Here is a 20,796-nt window from a genome sequence, read left to right on the forward strand (position 1 = left end):
TCTTCGAAGTCACCATTCGACAGCTTCAGTTCCGTCGACAATGAGTTGCCCAACCAGATCCCGAAAGCTTCCTGGCAATGCTGAGAGTGCAATGTCAGTGAAGGGTAGCCCAAGGTGCCGTGTCGCAATCTGCGCGACAAGATGTGCCTGATCTTCGTCACGCCCGCGCTTTGCCGGATCTCGAGTCGGGTCATTGCGTGCGATCCACAATTTCTGCAGGGCATAGGCGCGTGGATCGAGAGTAACGATTCGGACGGGCAGTCCGCGCTCATCAATGGCAATGGTCTCGAACTTCGGAACGTTCAACAGCCAACGACTGCTGTCCGTTGAGGTTGCGATTAGATCATCCGGGTCATCAGACAGGCGGCCGGAACCGTGGCGCATGATGCGATCGTGATCCTGAGGCTCAAGCAGATCGACCATGTAGCCGTCCCTGTTCGCTGCCGTGTAGGTTTTGTTCGATGGCCTGCTAAAAGAACGGTCGACGGAGCGCAAAGCTCCGATGAGTCCGCGCTCATCAACATCGCCTGACACCCGCAAACGGCGACGGGCGTCATAAAGCACATCGACATCGCCGGTTGCCAGCATGGCACTCTCGATCCGTAATGCCGCGGCGGCTTCATAGGCATATAAGGCGTTAGTTCCGACGACGATGAGATTGGTCCCCAACCATCCGATGTCATCCAACTTTCGCAGGACGCGTGCGGCCAGCACCGGGACGCGGCCCAAACCTCTGGCGCGCAGGATCGGTGCGCGGTTCGCCAACTGTTGGCGCAGTCCTGCGATCTGATCGTGCACACGTGCCTGCCCAGCGAGGAAAGCGCGCAACGTCTCTTCAGTCTCGGGCGTGCGACGACCGTAAGACTTACGTGTCGAGCTCGCATAGGGCCGCCGAATGAGATACTCAGCATCTCCACGGGCCTCGAATTTCATGGACCCACCGTAGCTGTGACGTGCCTCACGCTGTGACGTTCGCAACAGGCTATAGCGGTCTCGCGCATCGACCAGATCGCGGACGCTGTCGCCATCTAGTGCCTTGATATTACTCATTTTTGCCAACTAATATGTAAAATATAAGTATCGTTGGCAAAATTAATATACATCATCAACCGAAATCACAATATTCCGTGTGCGTATAAGACAAGTCTCGGCGAAGGCTAGGGAGCCCTTCTCGATCAGTTCGAAGGCGTTCAGTCGATCCATCAGATCACGACCGATATCATCTCAAAAGATTCCCTTCAGATCGTCATCCTTGATCCCACCACTGCTTCCCGCCTGCGCCTCTGCTTCCGGCGAAGTGAGGTGGCCAATCTCAATTTAAAGATGACTGTAGATATACCACCTATCCGGCCTGGGACGCAGAGTACTGATAGAAAGTTGGCCGCGGCCAACATCCTATTAATGCAAATTGATCTGGTGGGCTCCAAGACCATTGACGATGAGGCAGACGCCTCTGTTTATCTGACAGGCAGAGCAGATCTGGGGCTATGAAATGAATCACCCAGCTGGGGCTCATTTTCCGGAGCGTTAATAGGTGGAAAAATATTGGCGCGCATTCTGAAAGCTTGCTGGCTTCAGTTTAAACGTAAGAAGTGTATCGAAAAGCATGATCAAAACTCCGTTGACTACAGTGGGTTTGGACTGCTTTCGGTTTATTTAATAATGGCAGCTTAGGCTGGCGTCCTGTTGGGGTCCGCCATGGTGCAGTCGGGTCAGAGCTATGACACACATGCAATGGCCTATTTCAATGCACAGGGTCGGGATCAAAAAAATACAGATCGAATCCTCTCTCCTTGAAACTCTGAAATAAAGCGGTCCGGTGCGAACTCCGCTTACCCATTTGCTTGCCCCGGGTGGGAAGCTGTGGTTGTGTGGCTGTTCTAAATGAAAAACGCATTCACTAACCTTCGCTCCATAGGAGTTGGCCGCGGCCAACTGCTGTTTTTTAAGGGCGGTACAAGGGATATCAACATAGCAAAGATCTGTCGGTTGCATCATTCTGAGGTATACCATCTCATATCGGGGTTGAGCGTTTGGCTCAGTCTTGTGCCAGTCTTTAACAAGCTTCCAAAATAACCTGTGGGGTCGGCAATGGTTGCAACACGTGCAGCGATCTCATTTTGGGCTTCAAGCGCAGATCGCCAGCCATTCGATGCGATGCCGCTTGCCAAAACATTCGAGTCAATTCTCAGCATCTTTCCGAACTCATGAACGATTTGAAGCGCGTGATGATCTGATCTGGGTATTTCGGGGTAGAAACTTCGAATATGTGTCAGCTTTTGCCAGAGATTGGTCAACGACTGCGGTGTTGTTTTTTTTGTATATGATTTTTGAGGTTCTTTGTGCCGGTCGTTTCGTCCGTCTGTGGCGGACGTTTCCTGCGATTCTGCATTTTGTTTTTTCGCGACACAGGGGGCTTCAACCTGAACGTTGACCGTGGTTCCGTTCGAAGTTAGATCCGGTTTCTTTGCGGCACGGGTGTCAGCGATGATGCCTTTGAGTTTAAAGATGATGGCGCGTGCTTCGATGACAGTCGTTGTGGCACGACGCAGGATATTGCGGATGCTGTCGAGAAATCTTGTGACTTCCTTGTCGACGTCGAGGCCGAGACAGGTCATCCGAAGCGACTGGATACAGGACCGCATCCCGCGCAGCTCGGCCGCGTCGTCGCGACGTTGCTGCGCTAAGTCGATAATTTCCGCCGACCGCGCCAGAAGAGGTGACAGGTCGATCCCGAAGGCACCAATGACCTTGCCAGATCGTTGGATTGGAAATCGTTTCCCGTTGGCGCTGTCTTTCCTTGTGATCAGGCCGACATTTTCGAGTGTCTCCAAATGCCGACGCAACTGGCGGTCAGTGATACCTTTTGCCCTGAAGCAAAGGGTGGCGTTGGCGGCGTAGACTGTGAGCAGCGTCAGCGGCGTAATTGGATTGTCGATACCCGTTTTGGAATCCTTGCACGGTAGGCAGCTCAACAGAGCGTCGATGACGACAACCGATGCGGGGCGCAAACCAAGATCTTTCGCGGCGGTATTGACCGCGGCCAACAGATCACGGCGCCTTACAGGGTGAAAATATGGCTGCTGCGCAACCGTTCCCACACCATCAAATGCGGAGTGTTCATCTACGGCACAATTCGACTGTGCCCTGGCTTCAAGAGCCATTGCTGGATGGTGGTACATACATTTTCAGACGACAAAATGATACCGGTCACCGAAATCGGTGTTGCAGCGTTCAAAATTTGGGGGTACCAATGAATTGCAGTAGATCGGGACCCTCTGGAGCGCTTAGCCGCCTTCGGGGGGTTTCTTTTTGTGTGGTGCCTGCCTCCTTTAACTGGGTTTCTTTTTCGTTTGGGGAAGTTGGCCATGGCCAACTAAATGAAAACAATGGGTTGCGGGGTGAAACTCCGCATGTTTACTGTTTTTCATCCTTCCAAGCCGCATATAGCTTTTCGAGATTATCCTCGACGAAGCCGATGAAGCCATGTTCCTTTTTATCCGATATTTCAATCGTGAGGCGACGCCCCTTAGCAGTGCATGCGACAGGTGTGTCACCGATCTTTCGCGGCGGGGCAGGGGGGGCAGCCACACTCTTGGGCGCCTGCGAGGGTACTGCATGTTCCGATGCCTGCATGTGTTTGATGATCGCCGCGATCTTTTCGGCGCCTGATCCCACAGTAGGAAGAAGGGCCATCGCATCCTCATCGGTCGGTCGGCCTTCCAGGCCGAAAAGCCGGCGGAGTTCCAACCACTGCCTGCGACCTACGTCATGGGCCGCGCCGATGCCGTAGATGACATCCTGTGGAACATCCTTGGCAACGCCAATGAGTTTGCTCAACGTCCCTTTGTCCACGGCCAACACGTCGCAGATCTCAGCACGCGTAAACCCTTGGTCTTCAAGTTTGACGGAGAAGATGGCCTGCTCGATGAAGCTGCGTTCAAGGCGGGCCGAATTCTCGAGGGCTTGGGACACCAGCGCTTCCCGTGGCTCCATTTCTTTGATGAAGGCTTTGACTTGAATGCCGAGCCTGCGGCACGCCGCAATACGGCGACGACCATAGACAACTTCGTAGCGCGGTCCTGCCCCGCGGCGGTATCTCAGAAGGGCAGGGAGCTGCTGGCCGGATGTCTTGATGGATTCGACGAGGGCGTCGAGTTCGACGCTGACATCGAAGCGGTCGGCTATATCGGAGTCGGCAATGTCGTTGACATTGACGTCCTGCGCCGACTGTGAAGAGACCTGAGCCAGAACATCCGACATGCTTTTGAGCGCACGCGGAGCACCCTCATCCGTTCCGGACGGCACAGGGGCAGCTGCAGTCTTGGACCCCATCTGCGCAAGGCTGCGTGACAGCAGATCACGTTTCATTGCTATCTCCTCGTCCCCATGAGTTCTGAATCATGATTTCAATGTCGTTGGAAAACCCGATGACGGATTCCAATGCGCGTTCGTATGTCTTGCGGTTCTTGACGGCCGACAGATCAACTTCGAAGATCGTCCTCTGTGAGAGGCCGGCCTCACTGACTGCCGAAGACTTGACGAAAGGCGTTTTTATGACGCTGTCGCCCAAAAGCTCCCGCATCCATTCTGATAGGTCTTGCTGTGTGCTAATGGCCGTATCGAACCGCGTAAGAAGATAGGCGAAGTTATCGTAGGCGCCGATTCCACCATTCGTATGAAGCACTTCGAGAACGCCTGAGGCCATCGTTAGGAATTGGCTTGCAGAGGCCAGATCAACACGCTCGGGAATGATGGTCATCAGAAGTGAGGTTGACGCGCACACCGCCGACATTGTCAGGTATCCGAGTTGCGGAGGACAGTCGATCAGAACGATATCGTAATCGTCTTCAACCTGCCGTAGCGAGTCCCGGATCCGATTGAAGAAAACAGGTTGCTCGCCGCGGCTAAGGGCCATCGGCGTCTCTGTCTCGAACTCCGAGAGCATGATGCCGCCAGGGACGATATCGAGATTTGGGAAATAGGTCTTTTTGAGCACATCAACGATTGGGACGCGCACACTCTCACCGTCATTGTAGCGAATTGCGTCGTAGAGAGTACCACCCTTCCTGAAATCGATCTCCGGCTGATAGCCGAAGAACGTGGTCAGGGAGGCTTGCGGATCACTATCGAGCAAAAGTACACGATACCCGCGCATGGCGAGCCGCATGCCGAGGCTTATCGTCGTGGTGGTTTTGCTCGAACCGCCTTTGAAATTCACGGTGGACCAGATTTGAAGCTTGTCACCGGGCCGCCGGCCCGGGAGGAACTGGAGAGGATCCTTCGCGTTCTGCGCCAAGATGTGTCGGATCTCGATGATGTTCTCTGCCGTGTAAAGGCGCTTGTTGTTAGCCCCCTGCTCGACCTCTGGAATGCGACCATCGAAATGCGCTTTGCGAAGGTACCCGTCACTGACGCGCAGCAGTTCAGCCACTTCAGGCGTTGCAAAGCTCCGGAGAGTCTTTTGCTCTTTGGGGGCGAGGAACAGCTTCGACATGTGTTCCAAAGCTTCGGAAAGGCGCTCTGCGTCTTCGCGCAACTTGTCGTGCAGCACTGAATGCATTATGGTCGGCCCCGCTCAATGTGTCCCGACCGGCGTTACTGAACCACAGAGTGTCTTGCTAGACACCAGAAACGCGGAGGACTTATTTTTGTGTCGTATTGCGTTACAGCTATGACTGCCCAACTTGATGAACTCAAGAAAAATTTACGCCCCGATACGGCTCCTCTCGAAAAAAAACAGTCCGAACCTACTATTTAACTTCATGCAGTGCATGAGCCTTGCAACTCACAAGGCTGATTTTAAAAGATAATTTTATCCACAGGTTGTCCACAGGCGTCGTTTGTTCGATTTCCGGAACTTTGACTTGAATGTTCGTCCGTACAAGCAAGTAACGCGTTTGACGATAGATCGGGACGAAACGGGTTTTGGATTGTGGTCAACTCGAATCTTTACCGCACCGGAAGGCTCTGCTCAATTCCTACGACTTCAGGCGCTTTGGCGTTACGCAAGCGCACGCATGTCGAGATGGCTGCGTAAAAATGGGCTAATTTTTCGCATGGAGTCGCAATGATCACGGCATGAAAGAGTGATGAGGTCAGACAATTAAAGCGCTGAGTACTTGGCATGAGGCTCCTATGCGGCAGACGCTTCTTAAGTGAACTCAACCAGATCAGATGTCGCTAAGACCTTCACTGCATTGAGACGATTCATGGCGGACAATGACGAACCTCTTGCAATGCTGTCTCCTTGTTATATCGCATTGAAGTGATCCAACGCGGCCTGACGCCGGGCCGAAGGTCCTGACCGTCAGGCTGTCTTTTCTCAGCGGGGAAGCCGCCAGAAGAAAAAGGCGGGGCAGGGGGCGGGCGCAGCTCGCCCTCTGCCGCGTCACCTATCCCCACGCAGGCAAAAAACCCCGACCATATAGGCCGGGGTTCCAGATGGTGCAGACCGTCAGGATATAGACTCACGCGGCGGCGCGGTCGTCCTGTGCGACGGTCTCGGCGTCGGCTGCTGCCAGCACAAAATCGACAGCCTTTTGTGCTTCTGCGGCGGCCTTGAAAATCAGACCCTTGTCGGATTTCAGCGCTTCAAGCCAACCCTCGATGTAGGCTGCGCTTTGGTCAAATTCCGGCTCGACGCCAAGGCGCACGGCCAACAGGCAAGCGCCAATCTCGGCCACAAGTTCCTCGAACGCATATGCGGCCTTGTTGCCAAATTTCTTGATCCGGTCCAGCCGCTTTTCCGCGCCAGTCCAGTGTGTGATTTCATGAGCCAGAACGCCATAGTAGCGGGCGGCGTTGGTGAACGTGCCAACGGGCGGCATGTGAACCTGATCCGTTGCGGGGCGATAGTAGGCGCGGGGGTCTGTGGTGCTGACAATATCGGCCCCGATGCTGCCGAAAAATGCCTCAAGGGCTGGGTCGGCCTCGGTGCCAAGGTCGCGGGCGGGGTCGGGCTGAACGTAGTATTCAGCGGGCAAACCCTCGATCTGATCCGCGTTAAAGACGTTGTTCGCCTTCGCAAAGCCGATGCGGGCCTTGCTCCCGCCTTCGCTGCCGCCGTCGCTCTGCCCGTCGTCCTTCTGCTCGAAGGTGCCATAGAAAACGCTGCGGGCGCATTTCTCGCCCTTCTTCACGGTGCCGCCAAGCTGCTGCGCCTGATTAAATGTCATCCAGCGTTCGGACGCATAACTACGATCCGATGCGACAGCCCACAACATCAGGACGTTGATGCCGCGATAGGCTTCGCCATTGTGACGGACGGGCAGGCAAGCGCCAACTGCGCCACCTGTCCACGGCTTGCGCCACGGCGGGGTGCCTGCCTCAATCTGTGCGATGATTGTGTCGGTGACGTGCTGGTGAATGTCCAAACGCTCTTTAGCCATTTTTTCGATCCTTTGCGGTGGTGCCACGTGTCCGGTCTGGTGCCGAAACTCGGGCGAGGGGTCAGACGAGGAAGCGCTTCAGCGCGCCCCTCTTCTGAAACCTTGCCTCCCGGCGAGGGCAGGGGGGGAACCGCCGCAATGGGAAAATCAAGCGGACAAGGGGGTGGTGCGGCCCGCAGCGCAAAGCGCGAGGACACGGCCCCGCAGGACGCGCAGTATTTTACTGTTGCGGTGGGGGACCGGCGGTCCCCATCTTTCTTTCTTTTCTTGGCGGTGCAGCGGCGTTCGGCTTGTCCGAACCCCGCGCCGCGCCCCAGCGATCGTCACCCGAAAGGGCGCATCGGCACGGACCAGGACGACCATGGCCGAAGGTTTGCGCACTGGCTCGGAGAGACAGGGCGCAGGCCATTCGGACAGGGAGGATGGGCCGGGACGTTGCGGGCGGAAGCCGGTCTGCCGGCTGGAGCCTAGAGTATCCGTTGTGCGTCAAGCGTCAGAAACAGGGTTTCTTGGCAACAGCGGTCGTTCGTGCGTGGCGCAGCGAATGACCGGACAGAGCCCTTCCAAGACGTCCATCGATGATAATACAGGGTAGCCAAGCAAGCCGATGGGACTCATGGTTAAGCACTCGGATGACGAGAAAGCGAATTGCCTACTTGACCTCAAATATCCTCGAGCAGAGGACGTAGGGCAATCTCGACCCTTCCTCGGAACGCTTGATCGAGCGGCAGGATTGGACGGGTCGGAGTGATGCGCCCGAACCCCAGAGTCTCTGCGATGGCAAACATCACACGAAAGCTCCCGAATTCCCTGAACAGCGCCCAAAGGGGAGCGAAAGTGCGGTCGATACGCTCGGCCTCGGCCGTCTCTCCGGCTTGCGCGGCGCGGGTAAGCGCCAGCGCGTGCTCCGGCAGCAGACCGGCCACGACGCTATACCAGCAGGCACCGCCGGCGAGCAGCGCGTCCTTCGCGCCATAGTCGCCGCTATAGCCGATGGCGAAGCCTTCCGGCGTCACGTCCTGCAAACGACGCAGTTCGCCCGCGTAATCGCTATCGGCGGGCAGCGGCATCTTCACGGCAGTCACGTTCGGGATTTCGGCCAGACGCGCGATCAGGCCCGGGCTGAAGATGAATTTCGTGGTGCCTGGATTATTGTAGATGCACAGGGGCAGATCGCCGGCTGCGGCTACGGCCTTGAAATGGTAGAAGACCTCTTCGTCGGTCAGCGACTGATAGGACATGGGCGCGAGTAGCAGGCCATCCGCACCGGCTTGCCGGGCATCGCGGGCGAGGTTTTCGGCAACATCAGTCGTGAGAGCGCCGACACCGACGATGAGCGGCGTCCTTCCCGCCACGCAGTCCACAGCGGCCCGGAGCGTGCGCTTGCGATCCTCTGGCGTCAGGTAGGCGTATCCGACGGTGCTTCCGAGTAGTCCGATGGAATCCGCCCCCGCAGCCATGATCCGCTCGAGGAACCGTTGCAGAAGCTCGGGCTTCAGCCGGCCCTCGTCGTCGGCAGGCGTAAGGGGGAAGGCCGACAGGCCAGCAAACAGGTTCATGGTAATTTCTCCTTCAAACGCGTGAGAAGATCAAGCGCAGCCCGGCTAACACGAAGAAAACGGCCAGAACGCCTTCGATTCCGCGCCGGGCGCGCTGGTAGAGGCGGACCATCGGCGCAGTCGGGAACACGAGCGCGTATCTTCAGTGTGCTCGGACTGGGGCTCCCAGCCGCGATCACGTAGGCGGTGAACATTGTTTTCTCCTCAGGTCCCCACCAGTAGCTTGAACGCGATGAGCCACATTACCATCGCGATCAAGATCTCCATGATGCGCCATGCCGCCGGTCGCTCGAACACCGGGCGCAGCCCGATGGCTCCGTAGCCGAGGGCGAAGAAAAAGACGAATGACCCGAGAATTGCCCCGACAGCGAAGGACCCCCGGCTGTCGGCAAACTGAGTGGAAATGGTCCCCAGTAGGACGACCGTATCGAGATAGACATGCGGATTCAGCCAAGTGATGGCGAGACAGGCCACAAGTGTGCGGTAAATATCCGTCATCGCCAGCGACGAATCTGCGGTCAGCGCCTCGTTCGACCGCAGCGCCGACAGAAGGCTTTTTACACCATACCAGACTAGGAAAGCCGCCCCGGCGTAGCGCATGACCGGCTCCAGCCAGGGCAACCACCCGGAGACGGTCTGAAAGCTGGTCACGCCCACAGTGATCAGGATCGCGTCTGAAACCGCGCATGCAAGACAGACCGCCAAGACGTGCTCGCCACGCAGTCCCTGCCGCAGCACGAAGGCGTTCTGCGCGCCGATGGCTACAATGAGACTCATGCTCATCATCATGCCGGTGAAGAATACTGCGAGATCCATATTTGGGCATCCAATCCAAAAACTTGCCCTTGCGATAATCGCTATTGAGGAGTTAGTGAAATTAAACTCTATAATGTGGATTAAGGACGGCTAAATCATGGTAGACTATGCCGCACTTCGTGCGGTCGCTGCGGTAGTGCGGACTGGAAGCTTCGAACGAGCCGCCGCCTCTCTCAACGTGACATCGTCGGCCGTTTCGCAGCGCGTCAAGCATTTCGAGGAGCGCCTTGGAGCGGTGCTCATAGAGCGCGGCACGCCATGCACTGCCACGGAGAAGGGTCTTGCGCTCTGTCAGCACATGGATCGCGTGGGCATGCTTGAGAAGGACCTCATGGCGCAGCTGCCCGAGATCTCAGGCTTCGAAGGTGCCACGCAACGGGTTACCCTGAACGTGGCCACGAACGCCGACAGTCTAGGGACCTGGTTTGTCGAGGCCATCGCCTCCTTCACCAAGGTCACCGATTATCTCGTGAACGTGGCCATCGACGACGAGGACCATACGGTCGACTGGCTGCGCCGCGGCCGGGTGCTTGCTGCCGTCACTGCTCTGGAACGCCCTGTCCAGGGATGCCGAGTCACGTCACTCGGATCACTCCGCTACCAGGCGACAGCGAGCCCTGACTATGTTGCCCGATACTTTCCCGGTGGCCTCACGGAAGAGGCTTTCCAGCGCGCGCCCGCCCTCACCTTCAACCAGAAGGATAGACTCCAGACTGTCTGGGCGCGAGAAGTTTTTGGGTACGAGCTATCCTTCCCCACCCACTGGCTTCCCTCGACGCAGAGCTTCCTGGAGGGAAGTTTGGCCGGTATGGGGTGGGCGCTCAACCCGGTCCAGCTTGCAAAGCAACATCTCGAACGCGGAGAACTTGTCGAGCTCCTTCCTGGAAAGGTGCTCGAGCGACGCCTGTTCTGGCAGATCAACCGCCTTGCATCCGACCAGCTTCACGACTTGACCCGGTCAATCCTCTCCGTAGCGCGTCAAGAACTCGGTTCGTGAACAAGGAGCGTCGGGAATGGCAGGGACGTCCGCACAGCGGGCCTCGGTCCAATGCTCGGCGAAGGTCCGATCCTACGTCATTTTGTTGGGCGTGCCTCCCATTTACGGCCAGCCGAAACAAGGCTGTTGGCTAAAACCACAAGCTTACGCATCACAGCCGTGATGGCGACCTTTGCGGGCTTCCCCGTGTCGACCAGCCGTTTGTAGACGACGCGCATATCCGGGTTGAATCGTGTGGCAACGAGTGCAGGCATGTACAGGGATTGTCGCAACACGGCACGACCGCCACGGATACGTGACTGTCCTTTCCAACTCCCAGACTCGCGATGCATCGGTGCCAGACCGGCAAGGCTTCCTGCTTGAGCAGATGTGAGTTCACCCAACTCGGGCATTTCCGCCAAGAGTGTGAACGCTGTTGTATCAGAAATGCCGGGTATGCTGACGAGAATCTCAAACTTCTGCCTCAGCGCCGCATCTGCCGCTAAAGCGGCTCGCAGTTCACGCTCGATCATTTGAACCTGGCCTTGGATCTGACGAATGCGGGCTGAACACTGCCGCTTCAGTAACCGGTGAACGAGGTTCTTTTGCCGGTTCAAATTTGCCGTCCGCTCCTTCATCAACCCGCGCCGTGCCGATAGCAATTCCGTCAGGCCCGAGAGATTTTCCGGCCGTTCAGGCTGGGCCCTGATTTGAAGAACAGCCGCCATACGTGCGAGGATGGCAGCATCTACGCGGTCTGTCTTGTTGAGGCAGCCTGTAGCTTCGGCAAACCTACGGGCATGGAGCGGGTTTACCATGGCAAGCGAAATCCCTGCTTTGTGTAGATCGGCTTCGAGAGCCTTGTGGTACGGCCCTGTCGGTTCGAACACGACCATGACGACGTTCCGGCCTTTCAGCCATTTGAGAAAAGCCCTTCGTCCCTTGCCAGTGTTCTCAAAGCGGCCACTTTCACCGGCGGGGTAGCTGTGAACGTCGAAACGCAGCTTTGCGATATCGACACCGATCGTTTCATCACCCATCTTTCTCTGTCCTCTGCTTATCATGCGGGGCACGATCCCCTTGTATCCGTTCAGGCCAGCTCGAAGGGGCGGGGCGATCACACTCTAGGACGGTCCAAAGTAACCAGCGCGGCGACGACCCGACCCCGCCACCGTCCGGCATAAATGTCGTGCCGGTCGGTGGCTCCACTGTGTAAGCAGAACGCGCCTTCGTCATTAGATAAGCGCGGTGACACGCCCAAAGGGCGGGGCAGGGGCCATGTTCATCACGCTTTCAGATTCACGGATCAATGATTTCGTGGTAGAAAACCAAGAACACAGGAAGTGCAGAAAGAGGCTGTTGATGTTGAAGAAAGATCTCCGAATCCGCATGGATCAGTGGATCGTTCAAGCGCGTCTTGCTGGCGGCCTGGATGATGAAACCGACGTTGATGATGCTTTGCAAAGTGCAGCTCTTGCCTTTGGATCGACGGATCTTGTTGCCCGTGACGAAGGAACAAGAAAGTGGATGGAGACAGGGACTCGGATATTGAGTGCGTTCATGGTCGCCGCCGCGAACACGCCAACTGGAAGTGCAAGGGCGCTGCTGGGCGGTCCCTTTGAGACGCAACGCATCGTTGCGAACCTCGCGAAGAACGAGAGCGCGTGGGAGTTGAAGGCGCAGCTGCAATGGGCTGCGAGCCTAGACCCAAAAGTGTTTGCCGCGGCGTTGGTGGCGCTGGCGCTTTAATCGTTGCGAGCCGGGTAAGTGGCGCAACCTAGGCCAAAGGAACAGAGAAGTATGGGCGTGGTGCCGGGGGCGCGGTAGCGCCTCAGAAGCATGCGCTGCGCCTCGCGCGGCCGTTTTCGTGCTATGACCTTGGGCGGGGTCCGGTCCAAATCGACGACCTACCATTGCCTAGAACGTTCGCTATTTGTTCTCACCATGACGGACTTAGTGCAAATCCCAGATCATACCCTTTGGCTTGAATATACCTGCGGCAATGTCGTGCCGGTGCGGGTTGCTGTAGCGATGAAAAAGAACCTTCACACCGTGGCGCAGGTTAAACGGGCGGCGCGATGTGCCCAGTGTGGGGCGCGGGTCAAGTCGGACGCTTACGGGCTGCGCATCGCTTGGTCACTTGCCAAGGATCGACAAGACTAGGCGCGGTCCGGATGGTAGGGAAAGCCTTCGTCAACGAACTGCGTTGCGGCGGCGTCCTCGTCGGCGTCACAGTCGGAAAATTGCGGGTAAGGGTAAGCGGGTCCGTAGGCCACGCCGTCACTTTCAAAGAAACCAAGATAGCCCGCCAGCCAAGCGCGGTGGATCTCGGATCGCGCGATGAATCGGCGCAGCCAGCGCGGCGCTGGCTTCCGGGCATAACCATGCAGATACGCGCGGAGATAGATCGAGGTCATGGCGTCTGGCTCCATCGGATCAGAAAAGGGGCGGGGCCTGCCGCAAGGGACGGCCTATCTTGGGCGGTCACTTGCGGCGCGAAACAACGCCGTCCGGTGTGAAGCCGTCAAAGGTGGCCTCGGTCTCTCGGGACATGCGGCCGCCGTCAGCGGACACGACAATCTGGGTGTCGGGGGTGAACCGGAAAATCTCGCCGGTTCCTTCAAGGTGGGTCTTTTGAAAGTCCCTCTCGACCACAACGCTACCGTCCGCATCGACGCGGATCATAGCACCATCGACTTTTATCTGAATCTGATGCTCGTCAATAATGACGCCCGACCAACCCAGCTCGCGGTCGCGCCTGACCACGATCTTGTCAGAGTGCATCTTGATCTGAACGTCGGCGCCGTTGTCGTCTGCGGCACGCATGACGACGACGGCCTCCTGATCCTCGGGCTTCGCCAACAGGCGGGCAAGTGCCTCCTTCGGACGCCAGAAAAAGGGTGCGTCCCGCTTGGTCTTGTTCTTGTTCTTGTGGAAGGCAATCAACAGTTCGGCAGACTGCCAAACGGCTTGGACGGACGTAGGAACAAGGGACATGATCGGGGCCTTTTTGGCAGAATTACCGTGGGTTGAATCTAGCATGAATGCCATTTTTACTCAATAAAATAAGTGGTTTAAGGCCGTTTTCTAGCCTTAAACCCTAATTATATCTCGGCCTATTTTGGGACGTGTTTCACGCAAAAGCCGGTCGGAATATTGGTGCCGCTTTCCGCAAAAGTGCCAACGGGCAGATCGTGCCATTCGCCTACGGTGTTGCCGTGGTCGTAGTAGGCGCTGGCGGGCAGGATGCACGCCAGACGGCCACCGGGGCGCAAGAATTTCAAGGCGTGGTCCAGATGCTTTTTGTAGTGCTGGCCGTAGAAGGGCGGATTCATCAGGACCACATCAAACCGCGGATCAGGTGCGACCTGTAGAAAATTGGTGGTCATAACGTGGTGGCCCTTGGCGCGAGCCTGGGCGGCGCGTCCCGCGTCATATTCTACGCCGGTCACGATCACCGGGGAACGATAGCGCCGTTCGGTCGGGTGGTTGTGCCAGTCGGCCAGCATGTCCATCAACTGACCGTCGCCGCACGACGGTTCCAGAATAGTCTCGCCACCGGACAGGTGCAAAGCGTCGATCACCAGTTTTGCGGCCTTGCGGGGCGTGGGGTAAAATTGAAGGTCGCGGGCAACTTCGGTGCTGGGTCGCCGTGCTTCGGTCTCTGACGGCGCGTCGGGCAGAACCTCGCCGTAAAATTCCGCAAGCGCCCGGTTAATGTCCAGCAAGCTGTGCTTATCAAAGATCAGGTGCGCGTTGCCGTTCTGGAAAACCTGGACCTTGCCGCCGTTGAAATCCGACTCTCGATGCCGCTTCGCCTCGGCCAGCATGTCCTCAAACTGGCGGTAGTTGTAGCGGGGTTCGCCGCGATAGACGGCAAGGGCGTTCAAGGTGTCCTCCACCCGCTTGCGGCCCCAACTGTTCCAGCCGGTCGCATAGTTCACGATGATACGCTTGGGCAGGCCAGCAACACCGATCCGAACGCGGCTGTGACTCTTATAGGCGGGATCAAGGTCGCAGAAACATTCTGCCAGACCTTTGAGAATGTGAAAGCGTGGGTCCAACAGATAAGCCCCGAACACTTCGGCAAGGTTCTCCAACGTGAAAGGCAGGGGCGTCGTCAGTTTCAATTCGAGCTGTTCGCGGTCCTTGGCTGATGCGATCTTGGCAATGTCCAGACCTTCGTAAACGTGCTTCCAAGCTGACCGCAAAAGGGCAATCCGAACGTCCTTTTCATAGAGGCGCGGTGCGGTGGAAAAGACAGTGCTGCCGAATTTCCCGCCGATGCTGGCGGCGGTGTTAATCGCGGTTTCGGAGTCGTTGAACGCGGCGATTGCGCCGGTGATGCTTTCCGCCTTGTCGTCATACTCGGCCACAATGTCGGACAAGCTGCGCCGCAATACGGGCGCGGCATATTCCGGCGTTTCTCCAATTCGTGCGTGGGCGTTCATGACTCGCCCCCTTCGGCTGCGGGCATGTAAAGCGGTTCGATGTTTGCGATCTGAACCATCACCGCCATGTCGCGCCGGCGCATCTGGCCGGAGTCGGCGCGGTAGTTTTCGCGGATCGTCACACTAAAGGTGCCACGGTCGCGGGTCGGCGCGATGCTGTATCGCTTTGCCGACGTGCCGCGCTTGATCCAGATAGCCCCATAGTTCGGGGTCTGGTTGGGCAGGGCTGCGACATAGGGGGCAGTCTCTTGGCGCAGCCACTCGATGCCCTCCACGATGTTGCGCTTATCGGCGGCGGTGATGTGCCGCCCCTTAATGAGCGACACGGCTGCTTTCTTGGTGCTGGTCATGCCAGATCCTCCGCCTTCGTAATTTTGCCGGTGGCCCCGATGAAGCGGCCCCCTGACTGGCTGGTCATGCCGCTTTTCAGAATGTCGGTCGGTGTCATGTTCGGCGGAAAAATTGTTGCCTCGCCCTTATCGGCGCAGGCGAAAATCCAGCCGCCCGTTCCGTGGTCCTCGCGGTATTGGATCGCCTCGGCTTCGTTGTCGAAGTGATGGGTGCTGCGTCGGCTGCCGGTTGGCTGCGCGGCGGGGGCGCACATGAGGGCTGCGTTCTCGGTCCAGTCCGTCGCGTAAACGTCCATCGTGGCAACTGTCACGCCGTCGGGATTCTTTAAGGTCAGAGAGGGCGTCGACGTTGCGGCTATGTGGTGATCGAGGCCGACAACACGCAAGGCAACTTCGTCCGTGCTATAGATTGCTCGCGGCGTAGAGGTGCCTTCATAGTCGAGATGCAGCGTGAAAAGACGTGCGGTCATGGTTTAAGCTCCTGTGGCGTTGCGCCGCCTTTACGGGCGGGGCTGAATGGGGGGATCAGATGCAATTCGCGGCGTAGGCGGCGGAATCCTCGTAGCGCAGGATCGGGTCGCCGGTTTCGGTCCAGCCGCCCCAGCAAGGGCCGATAAAACCCGCCATTGTCGGGTGTCCTTGCAACTCGGCGCGGGTGCGGGGATTGGCGGACGTGCCGGTTATTTCGGCGTAGTTCTCGGTCGCCCACGTCGTCAGGCAATCCGTGAAAACTGCGGTCTCGCCGTCGTCGCTTTTGGTGACAATCTGGTAAGCCATGATCTTCGGTCCTTTGTGGTGGTGCCGCGTTTCCGGTCTGGTGCCGAAAATCGGGCGAGGGGTCAGGCGAGGAAGCGCGAAGCGCGCCCCTCTCCTGAAAACTTGCCTCCCGGCGAGGGCAGGGGGGGAACCGCCGCAATTCTGAAATCAAAGCCAAAGGGGAGGGGGATCACCCGGCCTGCACACAGCCGCAGGCGTAGGAAGGACGGGGACACCCCTTTGGGTGCCGTATTTCAGGGTTGCGGTGGGGGACCGGCGGTCCCCTTCTTTCTTTCTTTTCTTGGCGGTGCAGCGGCGTTCGGCTTGTCCGAACCCCGCGCCGCGCCCCAGCGATCGTTACCCGCAAGGGCGCATCGGCACGGACCAGGACGACCATGGCCGAAGGTTTGCGCACTGGCTCGGAGAGACAGGGCGCGGGCCATTCGGACAGGGAGGATGGGCCGGGACGTTGCGGGCGGAAGCCGGTCTGCCGGCTGGAGCCTGAGAAGCGCGGTGACACGCCCAAAGGGCGGGGCAGGGGCTATGACGCCTTACAGGGGATTCAATCTTCTGCGGCCTGTGATACGCCAATCTTAGGTATCAAATCAGCCGGAAAACGACCGCATGACCCAAGACCTCTATCTGCCATTCCTAGTGTTAAGTGGCATCGCAATTTTAGGCGGTTTGATCTACGTGGTCCTGCTGCTCAACATTGTGGGCGCGGCTCTGCGTCCACAATTCAAACTGCGGCCACTGATGAACAAGGCGGAAGGTGCGGTCTATCGCCGGCTCGTCAAAGCCGCGCCTGCGGGTTGGGTGGTGATGTGTCAGGTATCCTATGGCTCGTTTTTGTCGAACAAGAGTCGCAAGAGGTATTGGACGGTGAACGCCAAGCGGGCGGATTTCATCATCACGGACGGCGGGTCCGATGTGGTTGCCGTGATCGAGTATCAGGGCAGCGGGCACTATGGTTCTTCAAGGCAGGGCCGGGACCGGGCGGAAAAAAGCGACAGGATCAAACGCACGGCGACGACTGAAGCCGGCATCCATTTCTTTGAACTTCCCGAGAGCTGCGGTCCCGATCATGTGGCCCGATTGTTTGACGCGCTGATCGCCGCCCCAGCTACAGAATTTAAAGAGGCGTAACCCATGCTGAAATTCCTCGCTATCCACGTCCTTCTTTGGCCGGTCGCTGCGACCGCCGAATTGATCCCCGCGTCCTCGATCTACGTCGTGGACGGCGACACCATCGACGTGCAGGGCGACCGTTTCCGGCTTGTCGGCTTCGACACGCCGGAAACCTATCGGCCTAAGTGCGACTTTGAGCTGGCTCTCGGCCGCGCCGCGACTTCACGGCTGCGGAACCTTCTGGATGGGGTGCAGCGGGTCGATTTGGTCGTTCTGCCGGGGCGGGATAAATATGATCGCGGCTTGGCGCGGCTGATCGTGCAACAGGTCGATGTGGCTGACACTCTTGTCTCCGAACGGCTGGCGCGTCGGTATGACGGTGGAAAAAGATCGGGGTGGTGCAAGTGATGCAGAACGCCGCTGAATCTTACTGGCTGGCGCAAGCCAAGCTGGATCTTCTCAAGCGTGATCCCGTCGATGCAGCGAACGATGCCGACGCACTGGCGCGCTTCGCGGAAGGCAGGCTCAACGAATTGCTGCGTGATGCCGGGATGCTGAAAAAGTAGGATCGCAGGTCCGTTCTTTTTCAGCGGCAATGCACCGCGGCTGCGGGTGCTGCGCGCATAGCGCAGGGCCGTTTTGGGCAGGGCGTAGTCTTGGCCCGAACGGGCATCAATCGACCTCTGCCGGAAGTGGAACGGGAATAGAAAAAAGGCCCCGCGCAATGCGGGGCCAGGTCGTTCCTCACCACAAGGAATTTAGTCGGATGATCTAAGGGTCTCTGCAAATTCAGGTGTCATGCAATGTGCCTCGCTTGGATCGTCCATAGGGTAATACACGCCAACGTAACCTCTGTCCTCGTTGGCACAAATTGCCCGAATTATCTCTCCAAAATATTTTCCTTGGTCTCGGTATACAAGATATTCTGGCACAACGACGGCCCCTAGGATCAACCCTAGCAAGCCTGCAAAAACACCCCATAACACAAGTTTCTTGCGCGATGGTTTTGGCGGCAATGGCGCTGCCTCGATTAATGTCTGCATATTCATAGCAAAATAACTCGCACATGGGTTGCATAGGAACAAGCGGTGTGGGGCAGCACGCTTTATTTTCTGTCCTGTTCCATACGGAAAATCTGGGGTCAGGGCGGCGTAGCTGTCTGCCACGCGGCGCAATGCTTCGTCGCCGTTCATGTCGTCCAGCATCGTCAAAAGGCTGTCTTTCGCCTCCTTCAATGTGACGGCCTTTCCGAACCGGCACACTTGGTCGAACGTGCTGATCGAGCGGCCAGTGCGGGGATGGTCGGCGTTGTAGCCTCCGCGTGTCTTATAAAGCGCCACGGCGACGGCTGGCTGACCTTCGCGGGCAAAGGTGACGATATGGCCCTTGCGGGTGACGGGCGGGCCGTTCCGCATGGCGACGGTGTAGGTCTTTACTGACATGATCTGTCTCCGGTCGGGATGGGTGGGGCAGGGCGCGTGTCCGCCCTGCGGCTTTGGTCAGGCCATACCTTCGGGAAGCCATGCGTTGATCCGGTCGATCTGATCTTCCGACAGGCCAAGGGCTGTGCGTGTCGCCGGGTCCGCAAACAGGCTTTCCAGCTTTGCGGCCTTCTCGCCCTTCTTCAACTGCTCGAAGTTGGTCACGGTGGGGTGTCCTGCGACCAGTCCCAGAAGGTCGCTCCACAGATCATTGAGGTAAGCGCCGTTCACGCGACCAAAGAAGTTCTCGGCGGTGGGTGTGAAGGTGTCGCGGGTGCGCTTGCTCGTCAGCTTGTCGATCATCGCGCCAAGGTCAGGGCTGCCGATGGTCAGGTGCGCGACCAGATAACGGTTCAACAGGTCCATGATCTTTGCATCGCCCCGCTTGCGAAACTTGGCAAACGCGGCGGCATGGTCGCGGTTGAACGGGCTGCGGTCGTCGGTGTCACAAACGGTCAGGCGCTTGTCCAGCACATAGCCGGTTTCCGTGGTCGGGACGTTCGGCACTTCGTCCGTGCGGACGCCGTAAGCGCGGTCGTATCCCATCTTCCCGCAAAGCTGGAAGGCCAGAAGATGAAGCGCCAATTTCGGGTCGTCCAGCATCGCGTTTTGACGTGCGCCGGTGCCGATCCGGTCCAGATCGCCGCGCAAGGTGTCGGAGATAGGCGACTTCGGCGCGGCCTCGGTCGTGGCATGGCGCGACGGCTGCAAGATACCTGCTTCAATGGCTGCGGCCTTGTCCTCGGCCCGGATGAAACCGGCCTCGACCTTCACGCTGCCGTCGTTGGTGACATAGATCACGACACCGCTTGTGGCCCGCTGCTCGTCGGTAAAGTCGCCGTCCCTCTTGGTTTGCAAGGCGTCCAGCTCAGTTGTGCCTTCCTCGTCCAGTGCATCGCCGTTCGCTAGTTCCACAAGTGCGTCATAACGCTCGGCCTCGGCCTCGGTCAGTTCGCCTTCGACGGGATAGACCTTGCCGAATTTGCGGTCCTGATCGAATTGATAGCTGATGTAACCATCAGTGATTGCCTCGGCCCATTTCCAGCCATACGCGGCGGAGTAGTCGGCTGCGGTCTGGGTCAGCTTGGCGGCGAAAACCTCGTCCAGAATGGCGGGGTCGTCAAAGGTCGTCACGTCAGCAAACAGGTCGCCACCCATGCGACCTCCTGCGGCGCTGTAGTCTGCCTCTCCGACAAACACGGCGCGGCGGTCGGTGCCTTTGACGCTGCCGGGTTTCAGGCGGGTCTTGATGGTGTAGTCGTTTAACCCGCCGTAGCCTTTGGCGATTTGCTCGATGTGAAGGGCCAACACCTCCAAGGTAAGAGCCTCGTCGTCGCTGATCGTGAACGCGGCTGCTTGGGACAGGCTCACGCTGCCGTCCCGCAAAGCGTCCAGCACCGGGGCGGGCAGATTGGACAGGGCCAGGCGGCGGTAAACGTGCTTCTCGGTCACGCCATAAGCGACGGCAATATCTGCGACCTTCACGCCGCGCTTCTCCATCGCGCCAAAGTCGCGGATTTCGTCTGCGGGGTGCAGATCCTCGCGCTGCGCGTTCTCGCTCGTCGCCCAAAACACGGCGGTCGCCTGATCGGGGGCCATACGGACGGTCACGATCTGAAACCGGGGGTCGTCCTGCAACAGCGCCAAGGCGCGGTAACGGCGTCCACCCGCCACGATCCCGACCTTGCCAGTAGCATCGCGCAGGCCTGCCGGGCTTTGAATGAGGCCATGCTCTTGAATATTCGCGGCAAGTTCGACGATGGCATCGTCGTTCAGGATGGTGCGGGGGTTGATGTCGGAGAGGTAGAGGTCAGAGAACGGAATTTGCTCGTCGGTCGCTGTGGTGATCTGGGTCTGGTTGGTCATGGGTTCGATCCTTGATGTGTCT

General features: G+C 58.1%; 21 protein-coding genes. 5 read left to right on the forward strand and 16 right to left on the reverse strand.

The window, feature by feature from the left end:
• Positions 1-9: 9 nt before the first annotated feature.
• The 7 genes from GLR48_RS20930 to GLR48_RS20960 all read right to left on the reverse strand — a co-directional run bounded on the left by GLR48_RS20930 (position 10) and on the right by GLR48_RS20960 (position 9,766).
• Positions 10-933 (reverse strand): nucleotidyltransferase family protein, encoded by a 924-nt coding sequence (locus GLR48_RS20930; RefSeq protein WP_237065096.1) that lies wholly within the window; start codon positions 931-933, stop codon positions 10-12.
• 1,061 nt (positions 934-1,994) lie between these two features.
• Positions 1,995-3,182: a helix-turn-helix domain-containing protein gene (locus GLR48_RS20935; protein ID WP_237065098.1), complete on the reverse strand. Its 1,188-nt coding sequence runs from the start codon at positions 3,180-3,182 to the stop codon at positions 1,995-1,997.
• A 235-nt stretch (positions 3,183-3,417) separates the two neighbouring features.
• Positions 3,418-4,371, reverse strand: a complete 954-nt coding sequence (repB, locus tag GLR48_RS20940) for a plasmid partitioning protein RepB (protein WP_237065106.1) — start codon at positions 4,369-4,371, stop codon at positions 3,418-3,420.
• Positions 4,361-5,563, reverse strand: a complete 1,203-nt coding sequence (gene repA / locus GLR48_RS20945; protein WP_237065109.1) for a plasmid partitioning protein RepA — start codon at positions 5,561-5,563, stop codon at positions 4,361-4,363. The genes repB and repA overlap by 11 nt, the downstream gene beginning before the upstream one ends.
• A 907-nt stretch (positions 5,564-6,470) precedes the next feature.
• A complete protein-coding gene (locus GLR48_RS20950; protein ID WP_237065120.1) occupies positions 6,471-7,391 on the reverse strand; it encodes an ArdC family protein in 921 nt (306 codons plus the stop codon).
• Positions 7,392-8,053: 662 nt separating this feature from the next.
• Positions 8,054-8,950, reverse strand: a complete 897-nt coding sequence (locus GLR48_RS20955) for a dihydrodipicolinate synthase family protein (RefSeq protein ID WP_237065121.1) — start codon at positions 8,948-8,950, stop codon at positions 8,054-8,056.
• Between the two features lie 204 nt (positions 8,951-9,154).
• Positions 9,155-9,766 (reverse strand): LysE/ArgO family amino acid transporter, encoded by a 612-nt coding sequence (locus tag GLR48_RS20960; protein WP_237065123.1) that lies wholly within the window; start codon positions 9,764-9,766, stop codon positions 9,155-9,157.
• Positions 9,767-9,863: 97 nt separating this feature from the next.
• On the opposite strand from GLR48_RS20960, the gene GLR48_RS20965 reads away from it, so the two are divergent.
• Positions 9,864-10,763, forward strand: coding sequence for a LysR family transcriptional regulator ArgP (locus GLR48_RS20965; RefSeq protein WP_237065125.1), 900 nt, complete (start codon positions 9,864-9,866; stop codon positions 10,761-10,763).
• A 77-nt stretch (positions 10,764-10,840) separates the two neighbouring features.
• On the opposite strand, the gene GLR48_RS20970 is transcribed toward GLR48_RS20965, so the two are convergent.
• Positions 10,841-11,782, reverse strand: a complete 942-nt coding sequence (locus GLR48_RS20970) for an IS110 family transposase (RefSeq protein WP_237065126.1) — start codon at positions 11,780-11,782, stop codon at positions 10,841-10,843.
• Positions 11,783-12,020: 238 nt separating this feature from the next.
• Between GLR48_RS20970 and GLR48_RS20975 the strand changes: the two genes are divergently transcribed.
• Complete coding sequence (locus GLR48_RS20975) at positions 12,021-12,491, forward strand: hypothetical protein (RefSeq protein ID WP_237065128.1); 471 nt, start codon at positions 12,021-12,023, stop codon at positions 12,489-12,491.
• Positions 12,492-12,901: 410 nt separating this feature from the next.
• Here GLR48_RS20975 and GLR48_RS20980 read toward each other — a convergent pair whose 3' ends face one another.
• The 6 genes from GLR48_RS20980 to GLR48_RS21005 all read right to left on the reverse strand — a co-directional run bounded on the left by GLR48_RS20980 (position 12,902) and on the right by GLR48_RS21005 (position 16,320).
• A complete protein-coding gene (locus GLR48_RS20980) occupies positions 12,902-13,159 on the reverse strand; it encodes a hypothetical protein (protein ID WP_237065130.1) in 258 nt (85 codons plus the stop codon).
• 67 nt (positions 13,160-13,226) lie between these two features.
• The gene (locus GLR48_RS20985) at positions 13,227-13,739 is read right to left on the reverse strand and encodes a hypothetical protein (RefSeq protein ID WP_237065132.1); all 513 of its coding nucleotides are present in this window, start codon (positions 13,737-13,739) and stop codon (positions 13,227-13,229) included.
• Between the two features lie 119 nt (positions 13,740-13,858).
• Positions 13,859-15,193 (reverse strand): DUF4942 domain-containing protein, encoded by a 1,335-nt coding sequence (locus GLR48_RS20990; RefSeq protein ID WP_237065134.1) that lies wholly within the window; start codon positions 15,191-15,193, stop codon positions 13,859-13,861.
• Positions 15,190-15,543: a hypothetical protein gene (locus tag GLR48_RS20995; RefSeq protein WP_237065136.1), complete on the reverse strand. Its 354-nt coding sequence runs from the start codon at positions 15,541-15,543 to the stop codon at positions 15,190-15,192. Before GLR48_RS20995 ends, GLR48_RS20990 begins: the two co-directional genes overlap by 4 nt.
• Positions 15,540-16,013, reverse strand: coding sequence for a hypothetical protein (locus tag GLR48_RS21000; protein ID WP_237065138.1), 474 nt, complete (start codon positions 16,011-16,013; stop codon positions 15,540-15,542). Before GLR48_RS21000 ends, GLR48_RS20995 begins: the two co-directional genes overlap by 4 nt.
• A 55-nt stretch (positions 16,014-16,068) precedes the next feature.
• A complete protein-coding gene (locus tag GLR48_RS21005; RefSeq protein WP_237065139.1) occupies positions 16,069-16,320 on the reverse strand; it encodes a hypothetical protein in 252 nt (83 codons plus the stop codon).
• A 603-nt stretch (positions 16,321-16,923) separates the two neighbouring features.
• Here GLR48_RS21005 and GLR48_RS21010 point away from each other — a divergent pair.
• The 3 genes from GLR48_RS21010 to GLR48_RS21020 are packed head-to-tail and all read left to right on the forward strand — an operon-like array spanning position 16,924 to position 17,993.
• On the forward strand, positions 16,924-17,445 hold the full coding sequence (locus GLR48_RS21010; RefSeq protein ID WP_237065142.1) for a DUF2726 domain-containing protein: 522 nt from the start codon (positions 16,924-16,926) through the stop codon (positions 17,443-17,445).
• Positions 17,446-17,448: 3 nt separating this feature from the next.
• Entirely contained in the window at positions 17,449-17,835 is a 387-nt protein-coding gene (locus GLR48_RS21015; RefSeq protein WP_237065144.1) for a thermonuclease family protein, read from the forward strand.
• Positions 17,826-17,993: a hypothetical protein gene (locus GLR48_RS21020; RefSeq protein WP_237065146.1), complete on the forward strand. Its 168-nt coding sequence runs from the start codon at positions 17,826-17,828 to the stop codon at positions 17,991-17,993. The genes GLR48_RS21015 and GLR48_RS21020 overlap by 10 nt, the downstream gene beginning before the upstream one ends.
• Positions 17,994-18,185: 192 nt before the next feature.
• Here the strand turns inward: GLR48_RS21020 and GLR48_RS21025 are convergent, their stop codons facing one another.
• Both GLR48_RS21025 and GLR48_RS21030 read right to left on the reverse strand, forming a co-directional pair.
• On the reverse strand, positions 18,186-18,869 hold the full coding sequence (locus GLR48_RS21025) for a hypothetical protein (RefSeq protein WP_237065148.1): 684 nt from the start codon (positions 18,867-18,869) through the stop codon (positions 18,186-18,188).
• 57 nt (positions 18,870-18,926) lie between these two features.
• Positions 18,927-20,774 (reverse strand): ParB/RepB/Spo0J family partition protein, encoded by a 1,848-nt coding sequence (locus GLR48_RS21030; RefSeq protein WP_237065150.1) that lies wholly within the window; start codon positions 20,772-20,774, stop codon positions 18,927-18,929.
• Between the last annotated feature and the right edge of the window lie 22 nt (positions 20,775-20,796).

Origin of the sequence: Loktanella sp. M215 (assembly GCF_021735925.1) — a bacterium.
Classification (GTDB): Bacteria; Pseudomonadota; Alphaproteobacteria; order Rhodobacterales; family Rhodobacteraceae; genus Loktanella.

Coding starts and splice junctions, on each gene's coding strand:
- GLR48_RS21010 (WP_237065142.1), top strand. CDS start 16,924: ATGACCCAAGACCTCTATCTGCCATTCCTAGTGTTAAGTGGCATCGCA.
- GLR48_RS20975 (WP_237065128.1), top strand. CDS start 12,021: ATGTTCATCACGCTTTCAGATTCACGGATCAATGATTTCGTGGTAGAA.
- GLR48_RS20935 (WP_237065098.1), bottom strand. CDS start 3,182: ATGTACCACCATCCAGCAATGGCTCTTGAAGCCAGGGCACAGTCGAAT.
- GLR48_RS20980 (WP_237065130.1), bottom strand. CDS start 13,159: ATGACCTCGATCTATCTCCGCGCGTATCTGCATGGTTATGCCCGGAAG.
- GLR48_RS20930 (WP_237065096.1), bottom strand. CDS start 933: ATGAAATTCGAGGCCCGTGGAGATGCTGAGTATCTCATTCGGCGGCCC.
- GLR48_RS20955 (WP_237065121.1), bottom strand. CDS start 8,950: ATGAACCTGTTTGCTGGCCTGTCGGCCTTCCCCCTTACGCCTGCCGAC.
- GLR48_RS21015 (WP_237065144.1), top strand. CDS start 17,449: ATGCTGAAATTCCTCGCTATCCACGTCCTTCTTTGGCCGGTCGCTGCG.
- GLR48_RS21025 (WP_237065148.1), bottom strand. CDS start 18,869: ATGTCAGTAAAGACCTACACCGTCGCCATGCGGAACGGCCCGCCCGTC.
- GLR48_RS20985 (WP_237065132.1), bottom strand. CDS start 13,739: ATGTCCCTTGTTCCTACGTCCGTCCAAGCCGTTTGGCAGTCTGCCGAA.
- GLR48_RS21000 (WP_237065138.1), bottom strand. CDS start 16,013: ATGACCGCACGTCTTTTCACGCTGCATCTCGACTATGAAGGCACCTCT.
- GLR48_RS20970 (WP_237065126.1), bottom strand. CDS start 11,782: ATGGGTGATGAAACGATCGGTGTCGATATCGCAAAGCTGCGTTTCGAC.
- GLR48_RS20950 (WP_237065120.1), bottom strand. CDS start 7,391: ATGGCTAAAGAGCGTTTGGACATTCACCAGCACGTCACCGACACAATC.
- GLR48_RS20960 (WP_237065123.1), bottom strand. CDS start 9,766: ATGGATCTCGCAGTATTCTTCACCGGCATGATGATGAGCATGAGTCTC.
- repB (WP_237065106.1), bottom strand. CDS start 4,371: ATGAAACGTGATCTGCTGTCACGCAGCCTTGCGCAGATGGGGTCCAAG.
- GLR48_RS20990 (WP_237065134.1), bottom strand. CDS start 15,193: ATGAACGCCCACGCACGAATTGGAGAAACGCCGGAATATGCCGCGCCC.
- GLR48_RS20965 (WP_237065125.1), top strand. CDS start 9,864: ATGGTAGACTATGCCGCACTTCGTGCGGTCGCTGCGGTAGTGCGGACT.
- GLR48_RS20995 (WP_237065136.1), bottom strand. CDS start 15,543: ATGACCAGCACCAAGAAAGCAGCCGTGTCGCTCATTAAGGGGCGGCAC.
- GLR48_RS21030 (WP_237065150.1), bottom strand. CDS start 20,774: ATGACCAACCAGACCCAGATCACCACAGCGACCGACGAGCAAATTCCG.
- GLR48_RS21005 (WP_237065139.1), bottom strand. CDS start 16,320: ATGGCTTACCAGATTGTCACCAAAAGCGACGACGGCGAGACCGCAGTT.
- repA (WP_237065109.1), bottom strand. CDS start 5,563: ATGCATTCAGTGCTGCACGACAAGTTGCGCGAAGACGCAGAGCGCCTT.